This window comes from Janthinobacterium sp. BJB304, assembly GCF_002735765.1.
Classification (GTDB): domain Bacteria; phylum Pseudomonadota; class Gammaproteobacteria; order Burkholderiales; family Burkholderiaceae_D; genus Janthinobacterium.
Genome location: NZ_PDZN01000004.1, coordinates 42,536 through 63,169 on the forward strand (window position 1 = coordinate 42,536; position 20,634 = coordinate 63,169).

General features: G+C 61.1%; 20 protein-coding genes and 1 tRNA gene. 12 read left to right on the plus strand and 9 right to left on the minus strand.

Annotated features, from left to right (window positions below; translation table 11 throughout):
• Window positions 1-3 precede the first annotated feature (3 nt).
• Window positions 4-1,290 (plus strand): MFS transporter, encoded by a 1,287-nt coding sequence (locus CSQ95_RS05870; protein WP_099408856.1) that lies wholly within the window; start codon window positions 4-6, stop codon window positions 1,288-1,290.
• 58 nt (window positions 1,291-1,348) lie between these two features.
• On the opposite strand, the gene CSQ95_RS05875 is transcribed toward CSQ95_RS05870, so the two are convergent.
• The gene (locus tag CSQ95_RS05875) at window positions 1,349-3,508 is read right to left on the minus strand and encodes a S9 family peptidase (RefSeq protein WP_099408857.1); all 2,160 of its coding nucleotides are present in this window, start codon (window positions 3,506-3,508) and stop codon (window positions 1,349-1,351) included.
• A 174-nt stretch (window positions 3,509-3,682) separates the two neighbouring features.
• On the opposite strand from CSQ95_RS05875, the gene CSQ95_RS05880 reads away from it, so the two are divergent.
• Both CSQ95_RS05880 and CSQ95_RS05885 read left to right on the plus strand, forming a co-directional pair.
• Entirely contained in the window at window positions 3,683-4,729 is a 1,047-nt protein-coding gene (locus tag CSQ95_RS05880; RefSeq protein WP_099408858.1) for a lysozyme inhibitor LprI family protein, read from the plus strand.
• Between the two features lie 3 nt (window positions 4,730-4,732).
• The gene (locus tag CSQ95_RS05885; RefSeq protein WP_099408859.1) at window positions 4,733-5,236 is read left to right on the plus strand and encodes a hypothetical protein; all 504 of its coding nucleotides are present in this window, start codon (window positions 4,733-4,735) and stop codon (window positions 5,234-5,236) included.
• Between the two features lies 1 nt (window position 5,237).
• On the opposite strand, the gene CSQ95_RS05890 is transcribed toward CSQ95_RS05885, so the two are convergent.
• From CSQ95_RS05890 to CSQ95_RS05910, 5 genes are all read right to left on the minus strand, one after another.
• Complete coding sequence (locus tag CSQ95_RS05890) at window positions 5,238-5,636, minus strand: hypothetical protein (RefSeq protein ID WP_099408860.1); 399 nt, start codon at window positions 5,634-5,636, stop codon at window positions 5,238-5,240.
• Between the two features lie 103 nt (window positions 5,637-5,739).
• Window positions 5,740-5,815 (minus strand) — tRNA-Lys (locus CSQ95_RS05895).
• A gap of 68 nt (window positions 5,816-5,883) precedes the next feature.
• Complete coding sequence (locus tag CSQ95_RS05900) at window positions 5,884-7,650, minus strand: GspE/PulE family protein (RefSeq protein ID WP_099408861.1); 1,767 nt, start codon at window positions 7,648-7,650, stop codon at window positions 5,884-5,886.
• A gap of 47 nt (window positions 7,651-7,697) precedes the next feature.
• Complete coding sequence (locus CSQ95_RS05905) at window positions 7,698-8,486, minus strand: spermidine synthase (protein ID WP_070312813.1); 789 nt, start codon at window positions 8,484-8,486, stop codon at window positions 7,698-7,700.
• Between the two features lie 235 nt (window positions 8,487-8,721).
• Entirely contained in the window at window positions 8,722-9,234 is a 513-nt protein-coding gene (locus tag CSQ95_RS05910; protein WP_070224495.1) for a glycine zipper 2TM domain-containing protein, read from the minus strand.
• A gap of 560 nt (window positions 9,235-9,794) precedes the next feature.
• Between CSQ95_RS05910 and CSQ95_RS05915 the strand changes: the two genes are divergently transcribed.
• From CSQ95_RS05915 to CSQ95_RS05935, 5 genes are all read left to right on the plus strand, one after another.
• Window positions 9,795-10,193 (plus strand): barstar family protein, encoded by a 399-nt coding sequence (locus CSQ95_RS05915; protein ID WP_034747450.1) that lies wholly within the window; start codon window positions 9,795-9,797, stop codon window positions 10,191-10,193.
• A gap of 156 nt (window positions 10,194-10,349) precedes the next feature.
• Entirely contained in the window at window positions 10,350-10,958 is a 609-nt protein-coding gene (gene purN / locus CSQ95_RS05920; protein ID WP_070224496.1) for a phosphoribosylglycinamide formyltransferase, read from the plus strand.
• Window positions 10,959-10,979: 21 nt separating this feature from the next.
• A complete protein-coding gene (locus CSQ95_RS05925) occupies window positions 10,980-12,299 on the plus strand; it encodes an RsmB/NOP family class I SAM-dependent RNA methyltransferase (protein ID WP_070224497.1) in 1,320 nt (439 codons plus the stop codon).
• Between the two features lie 123 nt (window positions 12,300-12,422).
• The gene (locus CSQ95_RS05930; RefSeq protein WP_099408862.1) at window positions 12,423-13,781 is read left to right on the plus strand and encodes a mechanosensitive ion channel family protein; all 1,359 of its coding nucleotides are present in this window, start codon (window positions 12,423-12,425) and stop codon (window positions 13,779-13,781) included.
• Between the two features lie 133 nt (window positions 13,782-13,914).
• A complete protein-coding gene (locus CSQ95_RS05935) occupies window positions 13,915-15,123 on the plus strand; it encodes a fatty acid desaturase (RefSeq protein ID WP_070224499.1) in 1,209 nt (402 codons plus the stop codon).
• Between the two features lie 148 nt (window positions 15,124-15,271).
• Here CSQ95_RS05935 and rpmG read toward each other — a convergent pair whose 3' ends face one another.
• The 3 genes from rpmG to radC form a co-directional block, all read right to left on the minus strand.
• On the minus strand, window positions 15,272-15,439 hold the full coding sequence (rpmG, locus tag CSQ95_RS05940) for a 50S ribosomal protein L33 (protein WP_010400929.1): 168 nt from the start codon (window positions 15,437-15,439) through the stop codon (window positions 15,272-15,274).
• Between the two features lie 22 nt (window positions 15,440-15,461).
• A complete protein-coding gene (gene rpmB / locus CSQ95_RS05945) occupies window positions 15,462-15,698 on the minus strand; it encodes a 50S ribosomal protein L28 (RefSeq protein ID WP_010400928.1) in 237 nt (78 codons plus the stop codon).
• A 247-nt stretch (window positions 15,699-15,945) separates the two neighbouring features.
• The gene (gene radC, locus CSQ95_RS05950) at window positions 15,946-16,620 is read right to left on the minus strand and encodes a DNA repair protein RadC (RefSeq protein ID WP_070224500.1); all 675 of its coding nucleotides are present in this window, start codon (window positions 16,618-16,620) and stop codon (window positions 15,946-15,948) included.
• Window positions 16,621-16,740: 120 nt separating this feature from the next.
• Here radC and CSQ95_RS05955 point away from each other — a divergent pair, with 120 nt between their 5' ends.
• The 4 genes from CSQ95_RS05955 to CSQ95_RS05975 all read left to right on the plus strand — a co-directional run bounded on the left by CSQ95_RS05955 (window position 16,741) and on the right by CSQ95_RS05975 (window position 20,623).
• A complete protein-coding gene (locus tag CSQ95_RS05955) occupies window positions 16,741-17,196 on the plus strand; it encodes a peptidylprolyl isomerase (protein ID WP_070224501.1) in 456 nt (151 codons plus the stop codon).
• A 9-nt stretch (window positions 17,197-17,205) separates the two neighbouring features.
• A complete protein-coding gene (gene ispH, locus CSQ95_RS05960; RefSeq protein WP_070224502.1) occupies window positions 17,206-18,153 on the plus strand; it encodes a 4-hydroxy-3-methylbut-2-enyl diphosphate reductase in 948 nt (315 codons plus the stop codon).
• Window positions 18,154-18,453: 300 nt separating this feature from the next.
• A complete protein-coding gene (locus CSQ95_RS05970; protein ID WP_034747477.1) occupies window positions 18,454-19,383 on the plus strand; it encodes a branched-chain amino acid ABC transporter permease in 930 nt (309 codons plus the stop codon).
• Window positions 19,384-19,405: 22 nt separating this feature from the next.
• On the plus strand, window positions 19,406-20,623 hold the full coding sequence (locus CSQ95_RS05975; RefSeq protein ID WP_099408864.1) for an ABC transporter ATP-binding protein: 1,218 nt from the start codon (window positions 19,406-19,408) through the stop codon (window positions 20,621-20,623).
• Window positions 20,624-20,634 lie beyond the last annotated feature (11 nt).

A 20,634-nucleotide genomic window follows, 5' to 3' on the forward strand; every position in this document is an offset into this window, starting at 1 on the left:
AGCATGCTTTCTCTTCCCTTTTCGCAATGGCTGGAGCGGCGCGGCATCCATTTCGCCTGGGTCATCGTCGCCATCACCTTCCTCACCGCCCTGACATCGTCTGCCGCGCTGGGCTTGCCAGGCGCGCTGATGCAGCCGCTGAGCCGCGAGTTCGGCTGGGATGCCGAGCAGATTTCCTCGGCCCTGGCCGTGCGCTTCGTGCTGTTTGGCTTGATGGGGCCGTTTGCCGCCATCCTGATGGAGCGCTTCGGCTTGCGCAATGTCATCTGCGTGGCGCTGGGGCTGATCGCTGCTGGCATGCTGCTGGCCACGCGCATGACGCAGTTCTGGCAGCTGGTGGCCCTGTGGGGAATCCTGCTGGGACTGGGTTCGGGCATGACGGCGCTGGTCTTGAGCGCCGTGGTGGCGAACCGCTGGTTCGAGACGCACCGGGGCCTGGTGGTGGGCGTGCTGACGGCCAGCTCGGCCACGGGCCAGCTGCTGTTCCTGCCTGTGGGTGCCTGGCTGATCGAGCATTTCGGCTGGCGCACGGCCGTCATGCCCGTGTTTGCCAGCTGCGCTATCGTCGCCGTGCTGGCCTTCCTGTGCATGCGCAACCGGCCGCAGGACGTGGCCTTGCGTCCGTATGGCGCCGACCCGGCCACGCCCCTGGTGCCGGCGGCGGCCATGACGTTCGCCACGCCTTTTTTGATCCTGCGCAGCGTGGCTTCCAATCGTACCTTCTGGATACTGTTCGGCACCTTCTTCATCTGCGGCCTCAGCACCAACGGCCTGATCCAGACGCACTTCATTTCCCTGTGCGGCGACTCGGGCCTGTCCGCCGTGCCGGCCGCCTCCGTGCTGGCCATGATGGGCGCCTTCGATCTGTTCGGCACGATCTTGTCCGGCTGGCTGTCGGACCGCTATGACAACCGCAAACTGCTGTTCTGGTATTACGGCTTGCGGGGCTTGTCGCTGTTCTGGCTGCCGTATTCGGAATTCACCCTGTACGGCCTGTCCCTGTTTGCCATGTTTTACGGCCTGGACTGGATCGCCACCGTGCCGCCGACCGTGAAACTAGTGGGCGCCACGTTTGGCCGGGAGCGGGCGGGCATGGTGTTCGGCTGGATCTTCGCGGGCCACCAGCTGGGTGCCGCCGTGGCCGCGTACGGCGCGGGCCGCATCCGCACCCTGATGCTGACCTACAATCCGGCCCTGTTCGTGGCCGGCGCCGCCTGCCTGCTGGCCGCGCTGCTGGTGCTGGCGATCCAGCGGCAGAAGGCGGCCGTGGCCGCCGTCCAGCCCGCATGAAAAAAGCCAGGCCCGCATGTGCGGAGCCTGGCTTTTCATTTCAAGAACGTTTCAGGATTTATTTAAGGTATTTGGCGAGCCAGCCCTCGACTTCGCTGTAGAAGAAACGGCTGTTCTCGCCTTTTAAAATCCAGTGGTTTTCATCCGGGAACACCAGCAATTTCGCCGGCACGTTCAGGCGCTGTTGTACTGCAAAGTTCATCAGGGCATTGTTGGCCGGCACGCGGTAGTCGAGCTCGCCCACGGTGATCAGGATGGGGGTGGTAAAGCCCGTGCCTTTTTCGTGGTTGCCCGCTTGCATGACCGGGCTTTGGTCGCGCCACACGGGCAGGTTCGACCAGACGGGGCCGCCTGCATTCGTTTCTCGTCCGAAACCGCCATCGCTGGTGCCCCACTGCATGATCAAATCCATTTCGCCCGCGTGCGAGACGATGGCCTTGTAGCGCGTGGTGGTCGCTTGCAGCCAGTTGGCCAGGTGGCCGCCATAGCTGGCGCCGCCGGCGGCCAGTTTCGTGCTGTCGATGAACGGGTATTTCTTGATGGCTTCATCGACGCCCTGGTTGACTTCATCGCCCGGACCCTTCAATGGGTCGAACTGGATCGAGCGCGAGAATTCCTCGCCATAGCCGGTGGAACCCTTGTAGTCGGTCAGCAGCACGACATAACCTGGCTTGGCCAGCAAGTGATAGTTCCAGCGCAGCACGAACTGGTCGCGCCACATGCTGGCCGCGCCGCCGTGGATGACGGTAAACAGCGGATATTTCTTGTTCGGGTCGAAATTCGCGGGCTTGACGAGCATATTGTGGATCCGGCGGCCGTCGGCCGTGGTGAACCAGAAGTGCTCGGGCGCCTGCCAGTCGATCTTGTCTGCCTTGTCCGTATTGAAAGCCGTCAGCCGTTTCGGCTGCTTGCCGTTGAAGGCATAGATTTCCGGCGGATTGATGGACGACTCCCACACGCCGACAAGGGCCTTGCCGCCGCTGCTCAGCGAGTTGATGGTGCCGGTCGGCAAGGATGGCTCTTCGCGCACGTCGCCGCCTTTGGCATCGATCGAGTACAGCTTTTCCAGGCCCGCATGTTCAAAGCTGAAAATGACGCGCTTGCCGCCTTCGGGCAGCACATAGCGGGAAATCGAGCGGTCCAGCTTGGCTGTCAGGATGGTTGGCGCAGGATTGCTCATCGGCCAGGCGAAACTGGCCAGGCGTTTCACGTCATACACTTTACCGGGCGTTTGCGCGTCGCTCAAGGCGAACAGGGTCTTGCCGTCGGCCGCAAATTTCAGGGAACCGTAGCTGTGCTTGTCCTGCGTCAAACGTTGCGCTTCGCCGCCCGCCACGGGTAGCAGATACAGTTGCGAAACCACGGCTTCGCGCTGAGCCGCGTCGCGGTTGCTGGCCGCGTTGAAGACGACGGCCTTGCCGTCCGGCGTCCAGACGGCATCCAAGGATTGTCCCTCGTCGCCCTGGCCGCCGCCAAAGCCGGGCAGCGCCACCAGTTGCGTGCCCGACAGGATGTCGCGCGGCGTGTTTTCACCTTTCGTCTCAGGCTGCGCATCGACGATGAACAGGCGCACCTGCTTGTCCGTCAGCCATTTGTCGAAATAGCGCGGTGCCGTCGTTTCATACGAACGGGCACTGACTTTGCGGTCCTTGCGCTCTTTCGCGCTTTGCTTGACGTCGGCCTCAGTCTTGTTGCCTGGATAGATGTCGCTGATGAACAGCAATTGCTTGCCGTCCGGGCTCCACTTTGGCATGCGCGCGCCCAGGGTGAGCGAGGTCAGGCGCTGCGCTTCGCCGCCGGCGGCCACGTCGAGGCGGTAGATCTGTCCCGCTTCATCGCCGTCGCGCTTGGCGACAAACACCAGCTGGCGGCTGTCCGGCGACCAGGCCACGGCGCCTTCGCCGCCCTTGGAATAGGTCAGGCGGCGCGCGGGGCTGTCATCAAGCAGCGACTTGATCCACAGATCCGACCATTGTTCCTTGCTATCGTAGGCGCTGTCGACCACGGAAAACACGGCCCAGCGCCCATCCGGGCTGGCGACGGGCGCGCCCACCCGTTTCATCAGCCACACGTCTTCATGCGTGATGGCGTGTCTGGCTTGCGTTTGCGTGGCGGCAACTGGGGTCGTGGCCTTGGTATCGGCGGCGTGGGCCAGCGAGGCGCAGGCCGCTGCGATCAGCAGGAAGCCGAGGGAACGGCGAAGACGGGGTGAGGTCATGGGCGTGGTCCGGGTAGTGAAAAAAGTACAGCGGGCAACATTATTGCCCATCGATTCGGCCGTTGCCAAGGCCATGAACCGTTACTTACCAGGCGGGAGCGGCGCGTATCGGGCGGGCAGCGCGTATCCGATCAGTTAAACTTGCCGCTTTATTCACGCTGGCGCTGATAGAACATGAAAATTTGTCTACCCTTATTGAAAACGGCCTTGCTGGGCGCGAGCTGCCTGCTGGCGGCCCCGGTTTTTGCCGCCGCCGCCGCACCGTACCCGAACACCAGCGCCATGGGCGTGGGTCATGCGGAAAGCACGGCCTGGTATGCGGGCTGCCTGAAGGTCAAGGATGCGACGCCGCCGCCGGCCGACCTGCCGGCGCCGTCCGCCGTAGCGTCCTTGCAGCAATGCCAGGCGACGGACCTGTATTACGATACCAAGAGTATGTCTTCGCCCAAGCCGGCCGACTGGCGTCCCGCGCGCCATTGCGCGATGGCAACGCAGAACAGCGCCGTATTGATGATGCTGTACCAGAATGGGCAGGGCGTGCAGAAAGACCCGCTGCTGGCGCTCAAGTATGCGTGCAGCATCGACGCGGCACCGGCCGAGATGCAGGGCCGCATCGAACACTTGCAGAAGATCAATGCCAGCGGGCGCGGCATGATCGACTTGTGCGATGACATTACCAGCGGCTACATGATGGGCGTGTGCAGCGCCATCGATGCGCGCCAGAAACAAAGAGTGCGCGCACAGGCGACAGGCAAGGTCAGCGCAAGCATGCCTGCCGTGGCGCAAGCGTCGTTGCAAAAGCTGCAGGCGGCCGCAAGCAAGTTTGCCGACGCGCGCGCGGCCAATGAAACGGACTTGAGCGGCACGGCGCGCGCCGCCCAGAGCATTGCCGCCCGCACGGCCGAGCTCGATTTGCTGGCGCAGGACTTGCGTGAGTACGAAGGGGGCAAGTTGCCTGTCAGCATGACGAAAGAGCAGGCGGCGGCGCTCGACAAGGAACTCAACGTCATCTACGGCAAGCTGATGAAAAAGCCCGCGTCCACCTATGCGGGCGCCGTGGACAAGGACGGCATCCGCGCCACCCAGCGCCTGTGGCTGGCGTACCGCGATGCCTGGATGAATTTTGGCGCCGTGCGCTATCCATCCGTCACGAGCGAGACCTGGGCCGGCCGGCTGACGGCGCGGCGCAATGCGCAAATGCAAGACTTGCTGGAGAATTGACGCATGCGGGAAGCGTACTACCACGAAGATGACTATTGCATGATCGAACTGCTGCCGCTGGATAATTTGCAGCACTGCTTGACGCAGATGGGCGAGCAGCAGGCGTTCGCCGATGCCCACCGCAGCGGCGCCGGCTGGACGGACATGTACGTGATCAAGGCGCCACCGTCGCCACTGCGCGCGCTGGGCCTGACGGCCGAGCAGCTGCGCCTGGCGCTGGCCGATGCCTTGCCGCCGTATGACGCCGTCTACACGGGCTACAGCAGTTACCGCGTGGAATGCAAGAACGTGCTGGCCTTTGGCGGCGACAAGACGGAAACCCTGTTTGCGGGCCTGGACGAGCAGGGTATCGTGTGCGACCTGTGGTGCAGCGATGGCATGCCGCAACTGTTGCTGCTGCCCTTGAAAGAGCAGCTGTTGCTGGCCGATTGGGGCGCGGGGTTTGCGTGTCCGCTGGCCGATGGCGACTTGTTCGCCCGTTATCTGCAGGAATACGAACTCGGTTGATTTATTCGCAGGTGATGGCGTTCGGCTGCGCCACTTTGACCACGGACGCCAGGCGCGCCATGTCGTTGCCGTCGCCTTGCTCGACGTACGGTTGATACGTATCGATGACGATGCGCGCACGCGCTTGCCAGCCGCAATTGTCGGCCTGGCGCGCGGGCACGCGCAGCAGCCGGCGCGCCTGGGCGTCGTTGCTGAAACAAAACCATGCATCGTGCGTGGCGGCAGGGCGGGGCAAGCGCCCCCATTGCGCCTTGTCGGGCGCGAAGCAGACGCGGTTGCCGATGATTTCCAGGCTCATCTCGTCCGTGCGTGCGCTGTACTGGCCGTCGAGCACGATGGGCGCTTGCGCCTGGGCGGACAGGCAGGCGGTGGCCAGGAGGAGGGCGGCGGCAAGTTTCATGCGGTTCTTTCGGGGCTGGCAAGACAAAGCGCCAGTATAACCGCGGGGCCGAAAATGCAAAAAGCCCATCCGTGAGGATAGGCTTTTTAGTACTGCGCATTCGTGGTAGGCCGTGCGGGATTCGAACCTGCGACCAACGGATTAAAAGTCCGCTGCTCTACCAGCTGAGCTAACGACCCGAAAGAGGCCGCATTATATATCAGTTGAAAAAGAATGCAAAGCATTCCTGCACGAAAATGAAGATGGCTCAATGCAGGGCTGCCGTGAGCTTCAGCACTTCGTCGATGCTGGTCGTGCCATCGATGATCTTGCGCGCGCCGGCGAGGCGCAGCGGCGTCATGCCGTCGAGGATGCTTTGGCGGCGCAAGGCGTGCAGGTCGGCGCCCGCCTTGATGAGCTGGCCGAACGTTTCCGTCACGCTCAGCAGTTCATAAATGCCGGCCCGCCCCAGGTAGCCGCTGTGGCGGCACAGGGGGCAGCCGGCGGGGCGGTACATGGCGCGGGGGCGTTCCAGCTGGCCGCCCGTCAGGCGCTGCCATGACGCGTCGTCCGGGGCGCCGCCCGGCTGTTTGCAGGCCGGACACAGGCAGCGCAGCAGGCGCTGCGCCAGCACGCCGATCAGGCACGCTTCCAGCAGATAGGCGGGCAAACCCAGTTCCAGCAGGCGCATGACGGCCGAGGGGGCGTCGTTGGTATGCAGGGTCGACAGCACCAGGTGGCCCGTCAGCGCCGCCTGGATGGCCATCTCGGCCGTGGCCAGGTCGCGGATCTCGCCCACCATGATGATGTCGGGATCTTGCCGCATCAGCGCCCGCACGCCATCGGCAAACGACAGTTCGATGCCGGCCTGGGTTTGCACCTGCATCTGGTTGAAGGCCGGTTCGACCATTTCGATGGGGTCTTCCACCGTGCACACATTGACTTCGCTGCCGGTCAGCGCCTTCAACGTGCTGTACAGGGTGCTGGTCTTGCCCGAGCCCGTGGGGCCCGTCACCAGCACGATGCCGTGCGTGCGCGCCGTCAGCTGGCGCCAGCGTTCGGCATCGGCGGGCGGAAAGCCCAGTTCGGCGAGACTCTTGACGGCCACTTCCGGATCGAAGATGCGCATGACGAGCTTTTCGCCGAAGGCCGTGGGCAAGGTCGACAGGCGCAGCTCGATTTCCTGCCCTTGCGCATTGCGCGTCTTGATGCGGCCATCCTGGGGGCGGCGCTTTTCCACCACATCCATGCGCCCGAGCAACTTGATGCGCGCCGTCATGGCCAGCATGACGACGGGCGGCAATTGATAAGCCTGGTGCAGGCGGCCGTCGATGCGCAGGCGCACGAGGCCCGCGTCGCGCTTCGGTTCCAGGTGGATGTCGGACGCGCGCTGGGCGAACGCATACTGCCACAGCCAGTCGACGATGCGCACCACGTGCTGGTCGTTGGCGTCGAGGCTGCTCTTGTTGCGCCCCAGTTCCACCAGCTGCTCGAAATTGTGGCGCAGCGCCAGGTCTTGCGTGGATGCTTGCCGGGCCACCTTGACGGAGGTGGCCAGGCTGAAAAATTGCGCGATGGCGTCGGCGATGTGCAGCGGGTTGGCGATGACCAGGCTCAGCTTGCGCGGCGCCAGGTTGCCCAGCTGCGCCTGCCAAGCGAGCGCGTAGGGCTGGGCCGTGGCGATGACGATGCGGTCAAGCGTGCTTTCCACTGGCAGGATGTTGAAGCGGGCCGCATAGCCGGCCGTCATGACGTCGGCCACCTGGCTGAAATCGATGTGCAGGGGATCGATGCGCAGATACGGCAAGCTCGCGCGTTGCGCCAGCCACGCGCACAGGGTATCGAGCGTCAGTGCGCCGTGGGCGATGCTGCACAGCGGATGCAAGGCGGGCGCCGGCAGCAGGGCGGTCTGGGTGGCGATGGCGGCTGCTTGCACTGCGTCGAGCAAGCCGTCTTCCTGCAGCCAGGCCAGCAGTTGCGGCAATTCCAGCGGCGTGTCGGGCGAGATGGGAGAGGGAGGCGGGGAAGCGGGCATGGCCGGCGTCTTTCAGGACTGCCGGCCATGCCTGGGAATGCCGGCGCTTACAGGGTGCTGACGATGCCCTTGACCCAGGTCTTGGCGGGCAGCTTCGTCTCGGCGACGATCTGCTTGGCGCGCTCGAGCAAGGCGGCTTGCGCGTCGGCATCGAGTGCCACTTTCGTCTTGAACGCGATCGCCACTACGTTCCCATCATGGACTTCCGGCAGGCAGATCACCTGCGCAAACGCAAACTTCATCGCCTTGATGTTCTTTGCGTAGCTGGGATGGTCGCCGAACAGGTTGACCGTCATGATGCCGTGCGGCGCCAGGCAAGCGCAGCAGGCGGCATAGAAATCGGCGCTGTCGAGTACGGGACCGCGTGCCGTGGCGTCGTACAGGTCCACTTGCAAGGCGTCCAGGGTGCCGTGGTTGGCTTCATCGTTGACGTAGTCGAGCGCATCCATCTCGCGCACGTGCAGACGCTCGTCGTTGGGCGGCAGCTTGAACATCGAGGCGCAGATGGTGATGACGGAAGGATTGAGTTCGATGGCCTCGACCTGCGCCTGCGGGAACTGGCGGTAGCAGAACTTGGTCAGCGCGGCCGTGCCCAGGCCCAGCTGGGCGATGCGCTGCGGTTGCTCGATCCACAGCATCCACGCCATCATCTGCTGCGCGTATTCGAGTTCCGGCCAGTCCGGCTTGCGGATGCGCATGGCGCCCTGCACCCATTCCGTGCCGAAATGCAGATAGCGCACGCCATCCATTTCCGACAGAGTGACAGGGGCGTAACGGGGCTTGCGCGCAGGGCGCGAGGATTCGACTTGTTCGATGGATTTTCGTTTGATAAGCATAGGGCGGCCTGAAAGTGTGCCGCATTATAGCCCGTGCCTGAGCGCCATAAAAAATGCCGGCCCCATGAGAACGACATGGGGCCGGCATTTTAATACTGAGTAACAACGCCTGACAGAAGCGTCGCGAGCGGAAGGCAGAGGTGGTCGAGAAGCGCAACCGTGCTTAGTACGGGGGCGCCGAGCCGGTGAGCATCGCAGGACGCCTATGCCGACGCGCAGCAGCTTATGTCAAGCGTTACTGCTGAGCTGGCTCGATCGAGACGCGCAGACGGATGCGCTCGCCCGGATCGTAGGACATGATGCTCGTGTAGTTGCGGCCGCGGTAGTCGTAGGTGACCTGGTAGCCATTGTTGCGCGATTCCCAGTGGTCGACCTGACGGCATTGCTTGACGGCTTGTTCCTGCATGCCGCCCTGGTAATTGTTCTGGTTGTCGACACGGTCGCCTACGACGGCGCCGGCGATCGCGCCCGCCGCTGCTGCTGCCGTGCGGCCATTGCCGCCACCGACCTGGCTGCCGAGCAGGGCGCCGGCGATACCGCCGACGATGGAGCCGCCAGCGCTGCGCTGTTGCGGCGGTGCCTGGACTTGCACGTATTCCGTACGGCATTCCTGGCGTGGACGATTGATCTGTTCCACTTGCGGCACGACGCGTACGACCTTGCCGAAATCTTCAAAGTCGGCGGCCTGGGCGAGTGGCAATGTGCCGAGACAAACGGCTGACAACATCAATTTGGCTTGCAAGTTCATTTGTAACCTCGTTATCTAGAGAATCTTTCAGGGTATTTTTTACAACTTGGGACTATAGTAATCCCGCCAGACCGGGGCAAGTGTTTCGCATGGCAACAAAATGTAACAGCCCAAGCCCCTTGCCCCACAGTCTGTAACATGCACTTTCAATCGATACAAGATGTTGAAGTGACTTGAAACCAGCGGTTTGTAACAAATCTTGCGTTTGACATCATATTCGGGTTGATTCATGCAGGACAACACGTTACCCTAATACGCGTATGGCTTATATAAAATCGCACTGAATCGCATAAAAGTTGATACAGATCGAATCACCGCGTGCGCATTGACCCGCGTGCGGGGATGCAATAAGACGAGCAGCTAAGTAATGCTCAGGAAAATATTGTGAATTTATAACGAATAGAACCGGATGCTATGCAAGGCGTCCGCTGCGACGCAGTGCGAGCACTGCTAGCAGTGGGCAACGCCGCAGAGCGCCGGTTATGGAAGTTAGAAATTACAATAATTTATTGGGGGTTACTTAAACAGATCCATACATAACAGGTCGATTTGAGGGAAAAATGAGTTTGTTACTAACCGTGCCGCCCAACCTTGTCCAGTCCATCCGTGCCTTTCGCGTGACCGAATTACAAGACGAGGCGATCCGTCTCGGGCAGCACTTTTTATATGCGCATTGCAACGCTGGACAGACCAAACAACAAGTCATCGGCATTATTGCGGAAGCCTTCCTGTTTCCGAAAAACCTGGCGAAGAATTTCGATGCCCTGCGCCTGTGCCTGACGGACACCATGTTCAAGGCGGGCACGCAGACGGGCTTCCTGGTGGTGCTTGAGCAATTGCCAAATACGCAAAAATTCGACAAGGAAGCGCGCGAGATCCTGCTCGACGTATTCCGCGACGCGGCCGACTACTGGGCCGAGAAGAAAGTCCCGTTCCGCGTCTTCTATTCGTTCGAGTAAGCACCTACTCACGCCGCGGCGGCCTCAAACCAGCCTTTCATGCCCTGATCGGGCAGCGTAATCGGGCAGCGGCGGGGGGCCGGTCGCTATGTTGCGCCGCAACAATAATAGCGGCCTTTCTTGGTTCGCATCGCCATAGCGGGTACAATGCGCGCTATGAAAAATATCGTTATCCTCATTTCCGGACGCGGCAGCAACATGGAAGCGGTCGTGCGCGCGGCGCAAGCCGAGCAATGGCCAGCCCGTATTGCCGCCGTCATCAGTAACCGGGCCGATGCCCAGGGACTGGTTTTTGCCGCGGAACATGGGATAGCGACGGCAGTCGTTGCCAACAAGGATTATGCCAGCCGCGAACAGTTCGATGCGGCGCTGCAAACCGTGATCGACGGCTACGCCCCCGACCTGGTCGTGCTGGCCGGTTTCATGCGCATCCTGACGCCGCCCTTCGTCGAGCATTACGCGGGGCGCATGCTCAATATCCACCCGTCGCTGCTGCCGCTGTTCCCGGGCATGGCGACGCACCGCCAGGCGCTCGAGGCGGGCGTAACGGAACACGGTGCGACCGTGCATTTCGTGACGGCCGAGCTCGATCATGGCCCGGCCGTGGCAAGCGCGAAAGTCCCCGTCTTGCCCGGCGACACAGAAGACAGCTTATCGGCGCGCGTGCTGGTACAGGAACATCTGCTTTACCCGCGCGCCATCCGCCTGTTCATTGACGATAAACTGTCGGTCGAGCATGGCCAGGTCCGCGTGGACCCTCAATAAAATATTACAGGAAGAATAACAATGAGATTGCCACCAGCGATACTTGCCAATGCTGAAGAAGTATTGCGCGAAATTTTACGTTTCACGGCCCCGGCCGACACTACCCTGTCGCGCTATTTCCGCGACCATCCGCGCCTCGGTTCGCGCGAACGCGGCGCCATCGCCGAAGGCATCTATGCCGTGCTGCGCAACAAATCGTTCTTTACCGATTTCGCCGAAGCGGGCAGCGGCCCCACCATGCGCCGCCTGACCATCCTCGGCCTAGCCGAAGCCGTGGGCGCCGACTCCTTGGGCGGCCTGACGGAAGAAGAAGTGGAATGGCTGGAACGCATCACGCAGATCGACCGCAGCCTGATGCCGGCGAACATGCGCGCCAATATGCCGACCTGGCTGTTCGACAAGCTCATCGCCCAGTTCGGCGAAGCGGAAACCATGAAGCTGGCCGATGCGCTGAACGCGCCGGCGCCGCTGGACTTGCGCGTCAACTCGCTCAAGGCCACGCGCGAAGACGTGATGCTGGCCCTGGCCGAAGCGCCGATTCTCAGCACGCCGACGCCGTTTGCGCCGCTGGGCTTGCGCGTGATCAAGAAGCCATCGCTGCAAAACCTGCCATTGTTCCAGAGCGGCGCCATCGAAGTGCAGGATGAGGGCAGCCAGATCCTGTCGCAGATCGTCGGCGCCAAGCGCGGCGAGATGGTGGTCGATTTCTGTGCCGGCGCGGGCGGCAAGACGCTCGCATTGGGCGCGCTGATGCGCAACACGGGCCGCTTGTACGCGTTCGACGTATCGGAAAAGCGTCTGGCCAAGCTCAAGCCGCGCATGGCCCGCAGCGGCCTGTCGAACGTGCATCCGGTGCAGATCGCGCATGAGCGCGATGCCAAGATCAAGCGCCTGGCCGGCAAGATCGACCGCGTGCTGGTCGATGCCCCGTGCAGCGGCCTGGGCACCCTGCGCCGCAATCCGGACGTCAAATGGCGCCAGCAGCCGAACTCCATCGTCGAGCTGCAAGCCAAGCAGGCAGCCATCCTGGCCGGCGCGGCGCGCCTGGTCAAAGGCGGCGGCCGCCTGGTGTACGCCACCTGCAGCTTCCTGAACGAAGAAAACGATCAGATCGCCGAGCAATTCCTGGCGGCCAACCCCGACTTCACCCTGGTGCCGATGAGCAAGGTGCTGGCCGAACAGAAGATCGAGCTGGAAATGGGCGACTACCTGAAACTGCTGCCGCACCTGCACCAGACGGACGGCTTCTTCGCCGCCGTGTTCGAGCGCAAGGTCATGCCGAAAAAAGTCTACGCCGATGAAAAGCCGGCCGACGACGTTGACGCTGAACCAGCCGAGTAAGCCTGTCACGGGCCGCCGCTGCACCCCTGCAGCGGCGCCCTTCAATGCCGCCAGCCCGCCTGGCGGCATGGGATCACTCCCCATCCGTACCATCTTCGTCCCACCTTCCGGACCGCATCCGCCATGAATGAAACCCCGCTGCTCAATCTGATCACTGATTTTGTCAATGATTTCCGCCAACCGGCCATCCTGTGGCAGGCGCTGGTCATCCTTGCCTGCCTGGCCCTGAGCTGGCTGCTGGTGCGGCAGTTGCGCGTGTTCCTGCATAAGCGGGCGGAAGCGGCGGCCACGCCCGCCACGCCGGAAACCTTGCAGCGCACGGACAGTTTCATCCGCATTTTGACGCCCGTGCTGGCGGCCATGCTGCTGGGCATTGCGCAACATTTCCTGGCCAAGTTCCAGTCGGTGAACCTGCTCAGCATTGCCATCCCCCTGTGCACGTCGATGGCGCTGGTGCGCTTCGGCTTTTATGTGCTGCGCCGCATTTTTGCCCGTCATGGCGACATCAGTCCCACCATGTTGTTGCTGGAAAAGATTTTCACGGTGGTGGTGTGGGCCGGCATGGCCCTGTATATCACGGGCCTGTGGCCGGAACTGCATACCTTCCTGGAAAGCATCGTCGTGCCGCTGGGACGCAACAAGGTCTCCGTGGCTGCCATCTTGCAAGCCGCTATTTCGGTCGCCGTGCTGCTGGTACTGGCCATGTGGGCCGGCACCTCGCTCGACGAGCGTCTGATGAAAATGCAGGGTCTGCACACTTCCCTGCGCGTGGTGCTGTCGCGCATGGGACGCGCCGTGCTGATCCTCGTTTCCGTGCTGGTCAGCCTGTCGCTGGTGGGCATCGACCTAACGGTGCTGTCCGTGTTCGGCGGCGCCTTCGGCGTGGCGCTGGGCTTCGGCTTGCAAAAGATCGCCGCGAACTTCGTCTCCGGCTTCATCATCCTGCTCGACCGCAGCCTGACCATCGGCGACATGATCACCGTCGGCCAATTTACGGGTAAGGTGACGCAGATCAATACGCGCTATACTGTGTTATTGGGCGGCGATGGCGTTGAATCCATCGTGCCGAATGAAATGCTGATTTCGGGCGGCGTGCAAAACATGTCGCTGAGCAACCGCATGGTCTGGCTGTCGACGGCCGTGTCGGTGGGCTATGAAACGGATCTCGATGTGATCTTCCCCTTGCTGGAAGCGGCGACGGCCAAGGTGCCGCGCGTGTCGCAAAGCAATCCGCCCTCGGCGACGCTCGTGCGTTTCGGCGCCGACGGCCTCGATGTGCAGATCGGTTTCTGGATCGCGGATCCGGAAAACGGAACGGGCGGCGTGAAGTCGAATGTGAACCGCGCCATCTGGCGCACCTTGCAGGAACATAAGGTTACTGTACCGTTTCCGCAACGCGAATTGCGTATTGTTGGTACGCCTGCTGCCCCGCTCGCCAGCGCGGCAGACGGTGAGTCCCCGCCATCCGGCACCCAGCCTTAACCTCGCTGCCTGCCTCCGTTTTTGCCTGATAGCACCCATTAGGGCGTACAATCACGCCTAAAATTAACTCTGCCGGACCTCCAGAGTCACTGGAGCGACCGTGCGCACGCCCTGTCCACTTGGAGTAGTAGTAATGACATTGAGTTCCGTTTTACACGACGTTTTGCAGTTCATGGCCACGGGCATTACCGATCTGTCCGCATGGCAAGTTTTCCTGTACACCATGGTGGTCACGCATATCACCATCGCCAGCGTCACGATTTACCTGCATCGCCACCAGGCCCACCGGGCGCTGGAATTGCATGCGATTCCCAGCCATTTCTTCCGTTTCTGGCTGTGGCTGACGACGGGCCAGGTGACCAAGGAATGGGCGGCCATCCACCGCAAGCACCACGCCAAGTGCGATACGGAAGAAGATCCGCACAGCCCCGTGACGCGCGGTATCAAGAAAGTGTTCTGGGAAGGCGCCGAGCTGTATCGCGCTGAATCGAAGAACATGGAAACCATGGCCAAGTATGGCCACGGCACGCCAACGGACTGGATCGAACGCAACCTGTACACCAAGTACAGCTGGCTGGGCGTGGTGTCGCTGTTCGTCATCAATTTCGTGTTGTTCGGCGTGATCGGCATTTCCGTGTGGGCTGTGCAAATGATGTGGATCCCCATCACGGCGGCCGGCATCATCAACGGCATCGGCCACTACTGGGGCTACCGCAACTACGATTGCGCCGATGCGGCCACCAACATCATTCCGTTCGGCATCCTGATCGGCGGCGAAGAGTTGCACAACAATCACCATACCTATGCCACGTCGGCCAAGCTGTCGTCGAAATGGTATGAAATCGATATCGGCTGGGCGTACATCCGCGCGCTGGAAATGCTGGGCCTGGCCAAGGTGAAAAAGCTGGCGCCGGAACCGAAGTTCTCGCACGGCAAGCTGGAAGCGGACTTCGAGACCTTGCAATCGGTCATCGCCAACCGCTACGACGTGATGGCCAAGTATGCGAAATCGATCAAGCATGCCTGGAAGGAAGAGCTGGAACACCTGAAGCACAAGGCCGAGCTGGAAAAGCGCTTCCTGAAATCGTCGCGCAAGCTGATGCAGCGCGAGCCGGGCAAGCTGGCCGATGCGCACCATGAGCAGTTGTCGGAACTGTTCCAGCACAGCAAGGCGCTGGAAACCATGCACCACATGCGCGTGGAACTGGGCGCCATCTGGGAGCGTTCGCACTTTACGCGCGAGCAATTGCTGCAGAAGCTGCAAGACTGGTGCGCGCGCGCCGAAGCGTCGGGTATCCAGTCGCTGCAGGACTTCTCCTTGCGCCTGCGCAGTTATGCATAAAGTTATGCATAAGTAAGCTGCTGCATATCAAGGCCCTGGTTTCCAGGGCCTTTTTTTGTCCCGGTACAAGGCGAGGGGAGCCGGCTGAAAATCAGGGCGAAAAAAAACCGCTCATCGGAGCGGCTCTTTTTACAGAACACAAGATCAATTACTTGATTTTGGTTTCTTTGTACGTGACGTGCTTGCGTGCTTTAGGATCGAATTTCATGATCTCCATTTTCGCAGGCGTCGTACGCTTGTTTTTGGTAGTCGTGTAGAAGTGACCCGTACCGGCGGTCGATTCTAACTTGATTTTGTCGCGGCCTGATTTTGCCATGATAGCTCCCTTATTCTGCTAATTAGACTTTTTCGCCACGAGCGCGCATATCGACCAATACGGCGTCGATGCCGACTTTATCGATGACGCGCAGACCGGCGTTGGACAAACGCAGGGAGACCCAGCGGTTTTCAGATTCAACAAAAATACGACGATTCTGCAAGTTAGGCAAAAAACGACGTTTGGTTTTGTTGTTTGCATGGGAAACATTGTTGCCGACCATCGGCTTCTTCCCAGTGACTTGGCAAACACGTGCCATGGCGCACTCCTTAAAGATATTCCAAATTGGAAAAACGAGAGTATATCCAAAATAAGCAGATTTATCAATGACTTGCGAAAAACAATTGTGTCATGTTGTATTGAAATAATTTAACAATTTGACGTTTGCCTATTCTTCATAGGGAAACCGCTGGTAAACCGCGTCGTTTACTGCTAGATAACTGTCCCTCTGCTGTCACGTATGTCCTTGTTTACACATGGTTAACTGTGAATCGGCTGGCGCCGGCTTAGATCTGGCCGTGTTCCGCAAAGGAATGCACTTGCCGCCCGGCCACGACGAAATGGTCGAGGATGCGCACGTCCACCAGCGACAACGCTTGCGCCAGCGCGCGCGTCAGTAATAGATCCGACTCGCTCGGTTCCGGCGTGCCGGACGGGTGGTTATGGGCCAGCATGACGCTGGCCGCGTTGTGCAGCAGCGCCTGTTTCACCACTTCGCGTGGATACACGCTGGTGTGGGTGAGGGTGCCGCGAAACATTTCCTGTGTCGTGATCAGGCGGTTCTTGACGTCCAAAAACAACACGTGAAACGCTTCATGCGCGAGGTTGCCCAGGGTCAGGCGCAAATAGTCTTTGACGGCGTGCGGCGAATTGAGGGCTTGTCCCGCCTGCAAGTCTTCGATGATGGCGCGCCGCGCCAGTTCCAGCACCGCTTGTAGCTGCGCGAACTTGGCGCTGCCCATGCCGTGCACGGCGGAAAAACTCACGAGGCTGGCGCCGAACAGGCCCCGCAGGGAGCCGAAGTGCTCGACCGTGTCGCGCGCCAGTTCGACGGCGCTCTTGCCGCGCACGCCCGTGCGCAGGAAGACGGCCAGCAATTCCGCGTCCGACAGCGATTGCGCGCCATCCTCGATCAGGCGTTCGCGCGGCCGTTCGCCGGCCGGCCAATCCTTGATGCCCATGCTGTTCTCCTGTTTGGCACCGGCGCGCGCCCCAGTGTGGCCTTCTTTGACGAAGCCATGGGGCAGGCGCGGCCAGTGTGGCTTACAATATCGTTTTGCACCAGTTACCTGAAAACTACTATGTCCAACGAGCAACCAGCAGTCGTCACCGAAGCGGCTTACCTCACCCTGCATTATCGTCTTGCTACTGTTGACGGTACTGATATTGTCACTACCTTCAGCGGAAATCCTGCTACCTTGATGCTGGGACAGGGCCAGCTGGCGCCATTCCTTGAGCAGCGTCTGCTGGGCTTGCCTGAAGGCACGCACCAGACGTTCGAGCTGGCGGCCGGCGAAGGCTTTGGCGAGCGCAATCCCGAGCTGGTGCAGTCCGTTTCGCGCGCGACCCTGGACGAAAACTCCGTGCCGGGCGCCGACTACAAGATCGGCGACCTGGTCGACTTCGCCGCGCCGGGCGGCGGCCGTTTTGCCGGCGTGCTGCGCGAAATGCGTGAGGACTCCGCCCTGTTCGATTTCAACCATCCGCTGGCCGGCCAGCCGTTGCGTTTTGAAGTCAAGCTCATTTCGGTCCTGTAAGGAATAGCGATGGATAAAGAACTGTTACTGGCCCAGCCCCGCGGTTTCTGCGCTGGCGTCGACCGGGCGATCGAAATCGTCGAGCGCGCCTTGCAGCAATTTGGCGCACCGATCTACGTGCGCCATGAAATCGTCCACAACGCCTATGTGGTGGCCGACTTGCGCAACAAGGGCGCCATCTTCATCGATGACCTCGACGACGTGCCTGCTGGCAATACGCTCGTGTTTTCCGCGCATGGCGTGTCGAAAGCCGTGCGCGCCGAGGCGGAATCGCGCGGCCTGAGCATTTTTGACGCCACTTGCCCGCTCGTCACCAAGGTGCACATGGAAGTGGGCAAGATGCGCCGCGAAGGCCGCGAGATCATCATGATCGGCCACGACGGCCATCCCGAGGTGGAAGGCACGATGGGCCAGGCCGATATGGGCATGCATCTGGTGGAAACGCTCGAAGATGTGGCGAAATTGCAGGTCGCCAATCCGGAGAGCCTGGCCTATGTTTCGCAAACAACGTTGTCAGTTGACGACACCAGCGACATTATTGCGGCCTTGAAAGCGAAATATCCGAATATCGCCGAGCCGAAAAAAGGCGACATTTGCTACGCCACCACGAACCGCCAGGAAGCCGTGAAATTCATGGCGCCGCAAGTGGAAGTGGTGATCGTTGTGGGCAGCCCGAACAGCTCGAATTCGAACCGCTTGCGCGAAGTGGCCGAGAAGATGGGCACGCCTGCTTACATGGTCGACAATGCCTCGCAGATCGACCCAGCCTGGCTGGAAGGCAAGCTGCGCGTGGGTGTCACGGCTGGCGCCTCGGCGCCCGAGGTGCTAGTGCAAGCCGTCATCGACCGCTTGAAGGAGTGCGGCGTGAAGAGCGTGCGCCCCCTCGATGGCGTGCAGGAAGCCGTCACGTTCCCGATGCCGAAAGGCCTCGATGGCATCAAGCGCGACGTCGCCTGAGCCTGCGGGACGATTGAGTATCGATGAAATAGTCACCTCGAAACAAAATTTAATTCGGAAATTATCGTTTTATTCCAAGTTTAGTTTTTGCAAAAGATCGTTATGATTGCCTCAAGCTTGAATATGTTGTCGTTATGACTAAGCAAGGTCACGCGCGTTTTGAGTGCGTGCGCCATGCTGGTGAGAACGGTCCAGGGATGGCACTGCAGGAATTCTTCCTCCGGTGCCGTTTTTGTATCAGCGACATGTTCCGGCGGAAGTTGTTCCCGAAAAATGCATATTTGATAGGGCAATCTGACCATGGATACATTCATCCAGCAAATCATCAACGGCTTGGTGTTGGGCAGCATGTATGCCTTAGTCGCCCTCGGTTACACCATGGTGTACGGCGTCTTGAACCTGATCAACTTCGCCCACGGCGATGTGCTCATGATCGGCGCCATGGTGGGCTTGACCATTCTCAAGCTGCTGGGCATTTATGTGCCGGACTGGCCCGGCTATTTGAAACTGGCCACCGCCATCCTCGGCGCCATCCCCATCTGTATTCTGGTCAACATCATCATCGAGCGGGTCGCCTACCGCCGCCTCCGTAACGCCCCCCGCCTCGCCCCCCTGATTACCGCCATCGGCGTCTCCATCCTCTTGCAAACCTTCGCCATGATGATCTGGACGCGCAATCCCTTGCCCTTCCCGCAATTGCTGTCGACCGACCCCATCAACATAGGCGGCGCCGTGATTTCGCAAACGCAAGTGCTGTTGCTGGCCCTGGCTGCCTTGTCGATGGGTGGGTTGGTATTGCTGGTGGAAAAAACACGCATGGGCCGCGCCATGCGCGCCACGGCGGAAAACCCCCGCGTGGCGGGACTCATGGGCGTCGATTCCGACAAGGTCATCGTTGCCACCTTTGCCATCGGTGCCGCGCTGGCGGCCGTCGCGGGCGTGATGTGGGGCGCCAACTATGCATCGATTCAATTTTCCATGGGCGCCATCCCCGGCCTGAAAGCATTCTGCGCGGCCGTGCTGGGCGGCATCGGCAATATCTATGGCGCCATGCTGGGCGGTATCTTGCTGGGCATTATCGAGAGCCTGGGCGCCGGCTACATCGGCGACATCACGGGCGGCTTCCTGGGCAGCCACTACCAGGATATCTTTGCCTTCGTCGTGCTGATCATCGTGCTGACCCTGCGCCCGTCCGGCATCATGGGCGAACGCGTGGCCGACCGTGCCTGATGTGACACTGGGAGATTAAATCATGGCACTACTCGATTTCGACGCAAAAAAGAATCCCGCCAAGGCCTACGCCGGCATGCTGGGCCTGGCCGCGCTGCTGATGGTGTTCCCGTTTTTTGCCGCCCAGTTCGGCAATTCGTGGGTGCGCATCATCGACATGGCCTTGCTGTACATCATGCTGGCCCTGGGCTTGAACATCGTCGTCGGCTTTGCCGGCCTGCTCGACCTGGGCTACATCGCCTTCTACGCCGTGGGCGCCTACCTGACGGCCTTGCTGGCGTCGCCCCAGTTCGCCATCCTGCTCGAATCGGTGGTGAACCAGTATCCCGTGCTGGGCGAAACCCTGGTGCAGCTGATGGGGCCGGAAATCCGCGAGCACGGCATCCATTTGTCGATCTGGCTCATCGTGCCCCTGGCCGCTGCCGTGGCTGGCCTGTTCGGCGCCCTGCTGGGTGCGCCCACATTAAAATTGCGCGGCGACTATCTGGCCATCGTGACCCTGGGCTTTGGCGAGATCATCCGCATTTTCATGAACAATTTGAACGACCCGATCAATTTCACGAACGGGCCGCAAGGCATCAATTTGATCGACCCCATCCGCATCTTCGGCGTCAACCTGGCGGGCGAGGCGGGCACCAACAGCACCGTCACGGTGGCCGGTTTTTCCATGCCGTCTGTGAATGCCTATTATTTTTTGTTCCTCTTCCTGTGCATCGCCGTCGTGTTCGTCACCAAGCGCCTGCAGCATTCGCGCCTGGGCCGCGCCTGGGTGGCCATCCGCGAAGACGAGATCGCCGCGAAAGCCATGGGCATCAATACGCGCAATGTCAAATTGCTGGCTTTTTCCATGGGCGCCTCGTTCGGCGGCGTGGCGGGCGCCATGTTTGCCTCGTTCCAGGGTTTTGTCTCGCCGGAATCGTTCTCCTTGACGGAATCGATCGCCGTGCTGGCCATGGTGGTGCTGGGCGGCATCGGCCACATCCCCGGCGTCATCCTCGGCGGCGTGATCCTGGCATCCATTCCCGAAGTGCTGCGCCACGTGGTGGAACCGGCCCAGCAGGCGCTGTTCGGCCACGTGGTGATCGAGGCGGAAGTGCTGCGCCAGCTGCTGTACGGCCTGGCCATGGTCTTGATCATGCTCAACCGTCCCGCCGGCTTGTGGCCATCGCCGAAGCACGAAGACCGGCCCGACCACGATGTCGACCAGCCCAACAAATCCACCGGTGTCGTGTCCGCGTAAGGGAGGGATAG